This is a genomic window from Cylindrospermum stagnale PCC 7417, from assembly GCF_000317535.1.
Classification (GTDB): domain Bacteria; phylum Cyanobacteriota; class Cyanobacteriia; order Cyanobacteriales; family Nostocaceae; genus Cylindrospermum; species Cylindrospermum stagnale.
This window is the reverse complement of record NC_019757.1, coordinates 4,514,636-4,526,726: the sequence shown is the minus strand read 5'-3', so window position 1 is coordinate 4,526,726 and position 12,091 is coordinate 4,514,636. Positions and strand designations below refer to the sequence as shown.

Here is a 12,091-nt window from a genome sequence, read left to right as displayed (position 1 = left end):
CAATGCTGTGCCCCTACAACGTGTTGCATCCAAGTAAGAACCGCTATATATCAGCTCCTGAATCAGGAAGTAGCTCAAGAATGGGCGAATTAGCAATTTCATTAATCTGCTTTTCATCACTCCATTTAAGCAACCGGAAAACCTCCAACCAATCTTCTTGAATTTGGCTTACTGGCGTTATGAGTGACTTATCACGACTAAGCGGCGCGATATCATCTATTTGAGCCTGTTGAATAGCTGCACGACTGTCAGCAAGACGCGTCACCGTATCATACCAAATCCCCTGTTGAGCGTAATAAAGGTATTGTTTTGGTGGTAGAATCGGCAACTCAACTCTTTGAATCCAGCCTGTAACACCCGGATTTCTAGATGGCTTTCGAGCATCGCAAATAATCGAAAAGTACCAATTATATTCCTTACCGATTTCTAAAGGTTGCTGTTTGGGTAAAGTAAATTTGGCAATTTTAGATTTCTGGTCTAAATTATCTTGATTAGAGAGTTTGAGAAAAATTGGCCCAGTAACAATACTCTTTTCTTCATCCAGCAATACAAATTTTGCCTCTAGTTCAGATTCCTCATATTGATAAGGAATATAAAACCAGAAAGTTGGATATGCTTCAAAAGTTTTACCCCAAACAATTTGAGAGGACTTTTGTTTTGATAGCAGTGCCTCTTTGTCTAAACTATTTGATATTGTGGGTACAAGTGCAGTAAGTTGAGTTTCATCGCTAGATGCAATTACAGGACACTGGCCTCGACCTGCTCCTCCGCGCACTCGACCGGTAGGTGTCCCCCTATTTTTTCCTCGCGGGACAAACAAAGACGTTAACTGCTGTAAAGCAATTTGAAAGGGGTTCCCATTTTGGGCTAGGGCTTGTGAGGGATAACCTAGAACAAGGATAAACACAAGCACAATACTGATAGTGACTCTGAATAACTGAGCTATAAATGACTGGTTTTGAAACATAAGTAATGATTTAGTAAGTTGAGGAAAATTACTGTTCTTGAATTCTGATAAATACCACTATTACGCCTGTGCCTAGAAAAGTTAAAGCAGGAGGTACAAATGGCACCCAACGTTTCATTGGCAATAAATTGAATAAGACTAAGCAAATAATATACAAACTGGTAAAGGCAATTCCTCCTGAGAAAATTAATTTTCGCTTTGAGCGATAAAACTGAGCTAAAGTGCCTCCAAGTAATGACCAGCCAAAAATCCAAACTATCTCATACCAAATAGACCAGACTTGTAATAGTGGACGCTTACCTTCAACCGCACTTAAAATCTGGCTGATCATTTGCGCTTGCACAATTACTCCAGGTACTGGTTGCTTTGTTGCTGAAGAAAAGGGAGTTAAAACAGGAAGCTCATAAGAATATTCATTTAGTCCGATTAAAACAATTTTGTCTTTTAGAGAGTACCTATCCAGAAAATCAGGCTTCAGAACGTCTCCAACAGTAACTCTCGGCGCTACAAACTCAGGAGAACACTTAGTTTTATTGTCTTCGGAACAGGAAATACGATAGTTTAGTAATACCTGATCTCCCTCTAGATGATTTTCTAGTAGTGTAAAAAAGCTGCCTCCATGACTAGCATCAAGTAGCTTAAATTTAGGTAATAGATCATCAGCCGATTGATTTAAGTAGCGTTGAGCTAACCGAAAGCCGAAGGCAGTATCGATAAACTTTCCATCAACTTTAGATAAACAAGGAGAGCCTTTAGGTATTTCCATGCTGAGAAGTTGACGACGAATAATCCCGTCGCTATCTGCTAAGAAATCACTAAATCCTAGCCGCGTACTCGGAAGTTCTGGTATTGGTGCAACACCGTCATTTTTGACGCTGTCATCGCCTGCATTACAAAGACCAAAAATAAGCGGGTTCTTTTCTAGAAGACTAGATAAATCTGGCGTTTTAGTTTCAAAATCACGGTAAAGGTCTATACCAATAACTCGCGGCTGGTTTTGCGGATTTTTTAGCAGCGTTTTTAGAATGTTTAATAAAGTTTCATCTGTCAATGATCCTTGTCGTGTCCCATCCTGGCTATCAATATCTTTTTTAGTAATTTCAATCACTAACAAACGGTTATCTTGCTCTTCAATTGGCTGCATTCTCATCATCTGATCGAAAAAATAAAGCTCTGATGCCTGAAGGATTGCCAACCAGCGCATAACTACTACCAGAACAGTTATCCCCATGCTTCTCAAGAGTAAATTACGGAGGTTAATCCAAGGGATTTTGAGCAGCCGACCTTTAGCCAGTTGGATAGTATCTTTAGATTGCTGCTGCCCAAAAGTCATTTCCTTAACAGCTTTGCGGATGCCTTTGGCAACATCTGTGAATGCTTCATCATTATCCGGTCGGCCAATAGCTTTACGATTGCTAGGGAGGGGTTCCAGCTTACTGAATGGTGTTCCTTCCCAATCGCATTCGCGAACCAATACGGGAATAACACGCGCTTCTCCAACTTTGTGCCTTTCCATAGCCCGTTTTACGTCACGCTGCCAATTATCCTCTGAAGCAATAAAATCGGCGCTAATCAGCAACAGAATTACACGGGCTGAATTCAGATGCTTTTCAATTTCTTCATCACGTTCTGTTCCTGCACTAATTTCGCGGTCGTGCCAAGCGGTGATTACTTTCTCACGTTCTAAAGCACTCAAGTGGGCGGTAAGCTTTTTGCGGAGTTCTTCATCTTCGCGGGAGTAAGAAAAGAAAACTTCGATTGATTCTGGTGTTTGATTTTGCGTTGCCTCAGTCATAGCTCTGAGTTTTGATTACAAGTGTTTATTCTCAAGACCTTTTTTCTAGAAATTGATTAAGAGTTGCGGGCTAATAGCTCTTTCACAACCTTAGTAATACCTCTACTAATATCTGTAAATGCCTGGTCTTGATTTGCCCAGTTGGTTACTGGCTCGGCATTTTTGGGTAATGCCTGTAGTTTGCCAAATGGGGCTGAGTGCCAATCTACCTCCCGCAGAATTATCGGAATTACACAGGCTTCTCTTGCTTCGTGGCGTTCCATTGCTCGTTTTAATTCGACACTCCAGCAAAAGTCTGAAGCCAGAAAATCAGGACTAATTAAAAGTAAGATTACCTGGGCTGCATTCAACTGCTTTTCAATTTCTTTTTCCCATTCGTTCCCGGCTGTAATGTCACGGTCAAACCAAGCTTTAATCACCTGTTGTCGTTCCAAAAGCTTGAGGTGTTTTGCTAGTTCATTCCGCAATCTTTCGTCTTCGTGGGCGTAAGAGAAAAAGACTTCAATTGCTCTATTCTCTGGGTTAGATACAGTTTCTAGTTTGTTAGGAGGTACTTCTAGGGGGGAAAGTTTGGCAGGAACGGAGGCGGCTATTTCCGGTTTTTTGAGCAAAACTGGTGTTAATTGTGCTTCTATTCCCGCTAGACGAATGGCACCGCAGCCTAATTTATAAGCAAACTCTATAGAACGTCCTGCTCCCAAAGCATCATAAAAACCAACTGCAAATTCAATGGCTGCTTTATCGTTGATCGCCTGATTCATGCCGATGACATAATTAATGTGTTGTGCGATCGCTTCTGCCTGCACTAGTGAGTAACAACCATTCAGCACTACACACTCAATCTGGTCGGCAAATAGTTCAAACAAATCAGCCAGTGCAGATCCACTCACTAGCTGAGAGTTCCCAGTTTCATCTTCAAATACTAATCCCTCTTGCTTTGCACCATGTCCTGAAAAATGAATAATTTGTGGGTTAATATCTAACAATGCTCTCTGGATATCTCTGGGACGGACTGCTAAGTTTTGCTCCAGACTAAACTGATCGCGTTGTTGAGAACGCCGCAATCCTTCCTCAATATCTCGCAACTCTTGATCTAGACGCAGGGCTGAAGTGTTTTTAGGATTGGCTGCTAGAACCAGTATTTTTTTCACTGGAGTATTGTAGTTTATGTAATTTGCAAATCATAACATTACTGGCAAACTATCTTCAGTGCAATTGTGCCACAAAAACAAGCGATCGCCTATTTTTGGTAATCACCTCAAGCAAATGTTTTTTCTACCATTAAATTTTAATCTTGTAGTGTATTTTAGGCTTACCATCAGGCGCAAATACCTGAAAAATTGCCTAGTCCAAGCTGGTAAAAATTATAATTTAGAATTTTTAAACGAGCAACGCAGATATACAGCAGTTTTCATTTATTTAGTGTAGAGACGTTGCAGGCAGCGTCTCTACATTCTTTTTTAATTTCCAACCTGTGGGTCATTTACCTGAGAATAGCTGTAAATTAAAGTTAGGCCAGCTAGCTGCAATCATTAATGGTAAATACTTCTACGCCCTTCTCAGATATTCAAAATCATTGGGCACGGCTATTCATTGAGGCCTTAGCAGGGCGTCGCATGTTGAGTGGCTATCCTAATGGGACTTTTCGCCCAGATAACTCAGTCACTCGCGCTGAATTTGCTGCCATCATTGCGGCAGTGTTTACCCTACCAAAGAAGCGGGAGTATGTGCCTTTTGTTGATGTTCCTGGCAGTCACTGGGCGATAAATCCGATTAAAAAAGCTTACGAGACAGGATTTATTGCTGGATACCCTGATAAGCGTCTGCGCCCCAATGACAGGATTTCCAGGGGTGATATTTTAGTTTCTCTGGTCAATGGCTTGGAGATTGGGGCTAAAGTGGAACCTGATTTGCTGAGTACACTGGGGCAAATATATCAAGATGCTGCTGGCATAGCAGTTTATGCTAAAAATCAAGTGGCGATCGCAACTCGTGCAGAATTAGTTGCTAGCTATCCAAATATAAAATTACTCAACCCCAACATAGCAGCGACTCGCGCAGATGTTGCAGTGATAATTTATCAAGCTTTGGTCTATCTGGGACAAGCGCAAAAGATTACCTCTGCCTATATTGTGATTCCCCCAAATGCTGTAACCACACCAAAGCCCCCAGTTTTTAATACTGTCAAAGTCAGTCATCGTCGGGAGTTCCGGGGGGCTTGGGTAGCATCTGTGTGGAATAGTGATTGGCCTTCTAAATCTGGACTGACAGTTGCCCAACAGCAAGCAGAATTAGTGCAAATTATCAGCCAATTGCAAGAGATGAACTTCAATGCGCTGATTTTGCAGGTACGGCCAGAGGGCGATGCGTTGTACTCTTCTCAACTAGAACCTTGGAGTGCATGGATTACAGGAACTCAAGGTAAAGCACCAGAACCATTTTATGATCCTTTAGAATTTGCGATCGCCGAATGCCACAAACGCAACATCGAACTTCACGCTTGGTTCAACCCCTACCGCGCCAAAACTAGCATCAAAAATTCCCCCAACATCAGCCCCCACATAGCCATCACCAACCCCGAAGTTGTTTATCAATGGGGTAATCAGTTATGGATGGAACCAGGCTCAAAAGTCGTTCAAGATAGGGCTTACAACGTCATTATCGATGTTGTCCGCCGCTACGATATCGACGCCGTTCACCTAGATGACTATTTTTATCCCTATCCCATCGCTGGACAGTCTTTCCCCGATGAAAAAACCTACACAGCCTACAAATCAGCCGGCGGAACCCTCAGCTTAGACAACTGGCGACGAGAAAACGTTAACCAAATGGTGCTGCGTCTATCCCAAGGAATCAAAGCCACAAAACCCGACGTTAAATTTGGCATTAGTCCCTTTGGCATTTATCGCCCTGGACAACCAGCCGGTATTGCCGGTTTAGATGCCTATAGCGTCCTCTATGCAGACTCCAAGAAATGGTTAGAACAAGGCTGGGTTGATTATTTTGCCCCCCAACTCTATTGGCGTACCGACCAACCAAAACAGAGTTATGAAGCATTGCTGAAATGGTGGACAGAAGTTAACACCAAGCAGCGACATATTTACGCCGGCAATAACATCGCCCAACTCGATGGTAAAGCTTGGAAAGATACAGAAATTGACAAGCAAATCAAGATTACTCGCAACCTAGAGAAAAACTTGGCAATAGGGAACATCTTCTACAGTATGAATTCCCTCACCGAAAATCGCCAAAACATCGCCGACAACTTCAAAAATTCCCTTTATTCCCAACCAGCAATAGTGCCGAGTATGTCCTGGCAAAATGCAACACCACCAGCCCCACCCAAAGAACTGCAAGTTAACAACCGCAAACTGAAATGGCAAGATGGAGATAATCGGCCAGTTCGTTCCTGGACACTTTATCGGCAGAATGGAGATACTTGGACACTCCAGCGAATTTTGTCTGCTGGTACCACCTTTGCCACCGTGGAACCAGGAACTTATGCCGTATGTGCAGTAGACAGATTAGCAAATGAAAGCGCCGGCGTAGTGATTACCGTGACTTGAGTTAGAGATATCTTCGGCGGCTGGAGTTTGAGCCAAAAAAATGTAGTTCATTTACCTGAAAATAGCTATCTATATGGTATGGACTATATTTTTCTCTGTAGACAAAAAAATCTATAACTTAAAACATAGTTAGTGTCTTAATTAATAAAATATTCAAATTAATGTCTAAGTATACAATTAGTTAATTTGCTATATCCTATTACACATATAAGATATAAAAATTCCAATTCATGATTTCAGAAAGCAATCAATTCGGTATATCAAAGACTCTAGTAAAAGATTGGAATAATGCAGCTTTTTTGTCAGATTTAGAACCTGAAATTCAAGATGAATGGGTTAGAAGAATTAGCTGGCTTCGTCTGGTTGATGAACTAGCTGAAAACGAATTTTTAGATGGTCAAGGGACTGAATTTCAAAATTTTTTTCAAGGCTGGAAGCTACTTTTAACTGACAATAAAGTGCTAATAGGTTGTGCTTATGAAGATATTTTAACTCAAATTAAAAACTCTTGGTTTCATAGTAATCCTAGCTTAGTTGATGAACTCTCTATTCAATCTTGGGACAAACACGTAATAGCGCTCGCCAAATATAATCAACCTAATTTGTGTATCCAAACTCTCCAGCAACATCAAACAATGTTAGAGGATGTGGGTGGCAATTTCTTTCAAGTCTCACCATTCCTGACGGCGGAACATTGGCAATTAGCTTATTACCTTGGTACAGCAGATCAGTTTTACAATAACTTGCGAGATCTACAAGAAGACTCTGAACGTAAAATTTGCTACTTCCCTGTTGATCTACTCAACAATTTTGGTGTCAGACGCGAACAATTTTTTCAAATGGATGTATACCAAAATCCTGGGTATCACAAAATGATGCAATTTTGGCTAGACGAATACCTTTTGAAAATCCGGGTACAATCAGATAAAATCATGCTAGCTAATGATCTACATCCTTCTTGGAATATTTGTCGCCAATGGTGTTTACAGCGCTATGCTCGAATTGAGCGAATATTTCGTGAATGCGATTTTGACTACACTCTATTTTCCCAAGTCTACTGAAATGAAGTTAAATCAGACTTTGTCAGAAAAAATAGTCAGTTCACTAAACCAACTTCCTAATATCCCCATAAGCGCGATAGAAACCACCATTAGCAGACTCACGCACCTCTTGCACCAAATAGCGCTGTCCTTCTTGGCGAATATCTTGGGGAAACTGCACCCTCCATTGAGAGTTATATCCAGGTGAAACAACCCGAACTCGCAATTTACTCCCCTCTTTAAAACACTCAACAATTACCCCAACGCTGCTATCTGCTGTAGTTTCCAAAACCGACGTTGGTGCGGCACCTTCTCCCTTTGGTGCTTTAATAATAGTTGCTTGGGGAATTGTACCTTCTTGAGCCGCTTTAATGGCAGAAACACTTGCATCAATACAAGCCAGAGAACCTTCTGTCGTGACAATATAAATACAATTCTCGAAAAACTGCATAGATAAAGCCGAACCGCAGCCACTCCCCAGTTTCCAAAGTCTTTCCCCAGCCTGATTAAAGCAATAAATTGAAGAATAGTTATCACCTGCAAACACATATTTACCATCTTGGGCAGTAGCGCAAGAATAAACCGGTGCATCACACTTATAAATTGCGCCGACTTCACCTTTTTTGCTAAAAGAATAAATCTTTTTGTCGCTGGTACCTGCATAGACAGCCGATGCTTCTTGCCAACCAAATAGTACAGCACCTTTAGTAGGTTGATGCCACAACATCCGACCTTCTTTATTATCATACATAGTCACACCCTTGCTATGACCGTGATAGATACCCACCTCATCACAGCGTACCATCCAACCAGAATCACCTTGACTTAAACGTGTCCATTGAGATTCATCATCATGGTCAATTGTGGTGACACCGCCTTTAGCATCAGAGACTCCCAGCAAACCATCCTTGATATCTAACCAGAAAATATCGACATTTTCATCAATTTGGTAAGCAACTCGTGGTAACTTGCCGGTGAGGTCATAGACATTACCATCATCACAGCCAGCATAAATCCAAATATCATCAGCAACAAGACATTTCACCCCGTCGGGAATCTTAAATTGATTGAGAACTTTACCTTGATGGTTTAGTGCAAAAACTTGACCGTTTTGATTTCCTAGCCAGCAGGAGTTACCGTCAATGAATATCCCAAAAGCGGCAGAATTAGCGTTAAATTTCCAGAGAATTGGCGCTTGTTTAGATGTAGAAGTAGTGCTAGCAACTTCGCGGCGTGTCACGGAACGCTTTTGACGCGCACCCATGACGGCTTGTTCATAGCCTTTTTTCAGTTTTTCGTTTATCTTTTTCGTCGCTTCAGCTTTCGCTTTTTCTGGGGAAGGGTATGTTTTGGTTTGAGTTTGTCCTGAGTCCCCGATGCGCCCATAGCGGATAGTTAATTCGCTATCTTTGATGATAACTTCATAAAATTTGTGGGAACCTCCATCAGCTTCGGAAAGTTCCAAGTATACTTTTTCTTCAGCCATGACGTTTTCTCGGTGAAACGATTTTGAATATTTAAATCATGACGCTTTTTGGAGTGTTTGAGTTATAGCAGATTTCATTCATTTGAACCATATCCATCGTAGGGGCACAGTTAAAAGGGCGGTTAGAAACCGCGTCTACACAGGCAAAACCCACCTCCGTGGGTTTCAAACTCTCAATTTTTCCTTAGTCCGCGGAGGCGGACTTTGTTTGTGTAGCCGCGAATTCCATTCGCCCTGGCTAATTCGTGCGTTAGGGAACGCACCCTACTGGTAGTGTCCCCTGACGCATCAAAAATCCATATTTTCGAGATGCTACGCGAAGGAAAAAGCCTGGAACGAGGGTAAATTTGTACAGTGCGTAAGTCTTAATAGATTTAAGATTCTTCTATTTCTAGCACCTGTTGTAATATCTTGCGTTCTTCGATGGGTAATTCTAGTAAAACTCGTTTATCTCCCTTGGTTTCCCGATAGCGCACAGCAGCATTCAGCAGTCGCAAAGGGATTTGAAATTCGGGGCGATTCCCCACCAATTCCCGCCACACTTCTAGCCAAGTCTGCGCTGCTTTATCGCTGACCATTTCTGACATTACAGCGGGAATGTTATCAATAATTGCTTTTCCTAAAGCTGAGATTAGTTGGTATTTGTCGTAAATTTCTATCAGAGTTGTAATCCGACTTTTCCACACAGATACATCTTTGTAGTTTGTGAATATGTTGCGGATAATATACTCTGTATCCTCTAAATTAGGCTCTTCTTCATTGCTCAATTTATTGAGTACATCATCTAATGCTTTAATTCCTTCTTCCCAACGGTTCATAGCTAGTAAACAATCAGCTACATTGAAGAGAATTTCTGAAGATTGATAACCAAGAGCGATTGTCTGCTTGGAAGATTCTAATGATTCATCGTAGCGTTCAAGGTCATATAATATCAAACTTCGTTTTAACCAAGTATTTACATCTGTTGAGTCAAGTTTAATTGCTTTATTAAAAGATACTAAAGCCTCCTCATCACATTCGAGGTTTAGCAGTATATTACCTCTGTCGTACCAAGCTTTAGCATCAAATGGATTAATATCAACTGCTTTATTGTAGGATTCTAAGGCTTGATCGTATCGTTCAAGGTTTGTTAACATAGCACCTCTATTTGCCCAATAAATTGCTTCATTTGGCTCAAGCTCAATCAACTTATCGCAAAACTCTAACGCAGCTTCATATTGACCAATTCCTGATAAACATGCACTGATATAATTCCAATAAATATCTTTTTCATCTTGATTAATTTCCATTGCTTTGTAGAAAGATTCTAAGGCTTCATCGTAATGTTCAAGATTATATAATAATATTTCACCTCTAAGTAACCAAGCACCTTCATGATTGTCATTTAATTTAGTTACTTTGTTGTAGGACTTTAAAGCTTCATCATATTGCTTAATATTTTTCAGTATACGGCCTCGACGATACCAGGCATCCACATAATTTTGGTCAAGTTCAATTACTTTGTTATAAGAAGTTAATGCTTCCTCATAATCCTCGGTTTCATCAAGCGTCAGACCCCGTAAAAGCCAAGACAATTTCTGATTAGGGTCAATGTCAATCGCTTTATCTATAGATAATAAAGCTTGTTCGTAATGTTTAAATTCATGGAGAATGCAACCATGTATAAACCAGTCATTTGCATACCCGCGAATTGCTATCAGCTTATCTGCTATTTTCAGACAATGGAGATAATCTTTATTTTCAAAGGAAGCAAAAACATCCTTCAAATATTCTGCTATACGAGGGTCTTCTGGTTCTTCTTCAATTATCTGTAGCGCATGAAGTATATAGTCTCGCTCAATTTCTGCATCAGGTGGGAGTATTTCTAATCTCTGTTTCAACTCCTCCTTTGTATACCATATTCGCAAAAAGTCTACAAATAACCGTATCGCTTCACCCCGTTGTTTCTTTACCTCCATGCAAAATCGCATCAACGGTTCTCGCAATTCATAAAATGATTCGCGTCCAACTGTTTCAGCATTCACATAACCTTTTTCTCGCAAATCTTTAAGCTGACTTGATGCTGTTTGATGAGTAATAAAACAACGTTGAGCAATTTCTTTCACAGTTACAGCGCGACGGTGGTTAGTGAGAAATTCGATAATTTTTCGCTGCTGTTGGGAAAGCCAAGCCATTCGCGCTTGATAATAAGGTGTCAAATCATCCAACATCCGCATAAATGGTTCTACCAGTTCATCTAGAGATTTGCGCGTGAGGAACTGGGAGAAAATTACATAAACGCGGGGGTTTCCTGCTGCTAGATGATGCACTGCACGAATGCGATCGCGCCCCGTTGATGTTAAAATAAACGATTCTAGGTCATTTTTGCCTTCTAATCGGGCAATTTGCCTTAATAAGTCGATAGCCTCCTCTAGCGTCAACTCTTCTAAAGGGTGTATCTGGAAAAAGTCATAGAAAGGGCTATTTTTGACGTTAATTCCCGCAAAACCACTTTGCGCTGTCGCCAAAATTGTCAAAAATGAATAATTGTCTATATATTCCCGAAGTTGCTTTTGTCCGTTCTTTCCCAACCCATCAAATAAATCATCTAAATTTTCCATCAGCAGCAGCAGGGTGTGTTTACCCACAAATTCCCTCAGCAAGTCTGCGGCTATAGGTTCGGCTTCATTAGCCGATAATTGATAAAGTGCTTCAACTTGCTGATTTAACTTAGCCTCATATTCTGCTGGATATTCTTGTTGTAGCGCTCGAAATATCCGCAACAGCAAATCTAAAAATGTTGTAACTCCCCATTCTTCTTCTCGCAACCATGCGATGAGTAACTTATCCCGCAAGTCTTCCATTTTAGAAATACGGTGATAAGTCAGTGCTACCATGTGGGTTTTACCAATACCCCGCATTCCCAGCAACAGGTGGAAATTTTTCTTAGCTGTCAATGCACTTTCACGAATTGCTGCTGCTAAGTCATCCGCTAACTGATGACGCTGTACTAATATAGCTTCCAACGCTTCGGGAGCCATGAGACTGGGGGTAAAGTGAGAGATGAAGGTACTGTTCATTTTTTTAGCCCCAAATTATATACGTATTCAATTTGAGTACCTGGAAAATACTACTCTTTCAATATACGTTATTTTTAACGTACGTCAAAGTTGACGTACATCATTCAAGGTATGTTATTCTTGCCTATAAGCAAATAAGCGTCTCCAGTACCACCTAGAAACGCTTGAAGATTGCTTG

General features: G+C 40.9%; 7 protein-coding genes. 2 read left to right on the top strand and 5 right to left on the bottom strand.

Translation table 11 applies throughout. The features are described from left to right. Nucleotides 1–43 precede the first annotated feature (43 nt). The 3 genes from CYLST_RS19005 to CYLST_RS18995 form a co-directional block, all read right to left on the bottom strand. Nucleotides 44–907 carry a DUF928 domain-containing protein gene (locus CYLST_RS19005; protein WP_245587403.1) on the bottom strand — a complete coding sequence of 288 codons (864 nt, stop codon included), beginning with the start codon at nucleotides 905–907 and terminating at the stop codon, nucleotides 44–46. An 88-nt stretch (nucleotides 908–995) separates the two neighbouring features. Continuing rightward, nucleotides 996–2,762 (bottom strand): CHASE2 domain-containing protein, encoded by a 1,767-nt coding sequence (locus CYLST_RS19000; protein ID WP_015209350.1) that lies wholly within the window; start codon nucleotides 2,760–2,762, stop codon nucleotides 996–998. Nucleotides 2,763–2,818: 56 nt separating this feature from the next. After that, on the bottom strand, nucleotides 2,819–3,913 hold the full coding sequence (locus CYLST_RS18995; RefSeq protein ID WP_015209349.1) for a TIR domain-containing protein: 1,095 nt from the start codon (nucleotides 3,911–3,913) through the stop codon (nucleotides 2,819–2,821). 384 nt (nucleotides 3,914–4,297) lie between these two features. Here CYLST_RS18995 and CYLST_RS18985 point away from each other — a divergent pair, with 384 nt between their 5' ends. Together CYLST_RS18985 and CYLST_RS18980 are read left to right on the top strand one after the other, a co-directional pair. Then, nucleotides 4,298–6,328: a glycoside hydrolase family 10-like protein gene (locus CYLST_RS18985; RefSeq protein ID WP_015209348.1), complete on the top strand. Its 2,031-nt coding sequence runs from the start codon at nucleotides 4,298–4,300 to the stop codon at nucleotides 6,326–6,328. Between the two features lie 230 nt (nucleotides 6,329–6,558). Then, the gene (locus CYLST_RS18980) at nucleotides 6,559–7,389 is read left to right on the top strand and encodes a squalene/phytoene synthase family protein (RefSeq protein WP_015209347.1); all 831 of its coding nucleotides are present in this window, start codon (nucleotides 6,559–6,561) and stop codon (nucleotides 7,387–7,389) included. Nucleotides 7,390–7,432: 43 nt separating this feature from the next. On the opposite strand, the gene CYLST_RS18975 is transcribed toward CYLST_RS18980, so the two are convergent. Both CYLST_RS18975 and CYLST_RS18970 read right to left on the bottom strand, forming a co-directional pair. After that, nucleotides 7,433–8,854, bottom strand: coding sequence for a WGR domain-containing protein (locus CYLST_RS18975; protein WP_015209346.1), 1,422 nt, complete (start codon nucleotides 8,852–8,854; stop codon nucleotides 7,433–7,435). 374 nt (nucleotides 8,855–9,228) lie between these two features. Beyond that, nucleotides 9,229–11,913, bottom strand: coding sequence for a winged helix-turn-helix domain-containing protein (locus tag CYLST_RS18970; protein ID WP_015209345.1), 2,685 nt, complete (start codon nucleotides 11,911–11,913; stop codon nucleotides 9,229–9,231). Nucleotides 11,914–12,091 lie beyond the last annotated feature (178 nt).

What these genes read in the sequence shown, in the direction of transcription:
- CYLST_RS19000 (WP_015209350.1), bottom strand. Translation starts at nt 2,762, where the DNA reads ATGACTGAGGCAACGCAAAATCAAACACCAGAATCAATCGAAGTTTTC.
- CYLST_RS18985 (WP_015209348.1), top strand. Translation starts at nt 4,298, where the DNA reads ATGGTAAATACTTCTACGCCCTTCTCAGATATTCAAAATCATTGGGCA.
- CYLST_RS18980 (WP_015209347.1), top strand. Translation starts at nt 6,559, where the DNA reads ATGATTTCAGAAAGCAATCAATTCGGTATATCAAAGACTCTAGTAAAA.
- CYLST_RS18975 (WP_015209346.1), bottom strand. Translation starts at nt 8,854, where the DNA reads ATGGCTGAAGAAAAAGTATACTTGGAACTTTCCGAAGCTGATGGAGGT.
- CYLST_RS18970 (WP_015209345.1), bottom strand. Translation starts at nt 11,913, where the DNA reads ATGAACAGTACCTTCATCTCTCACTTTACCCCCAGTCTCATGGCTCCC.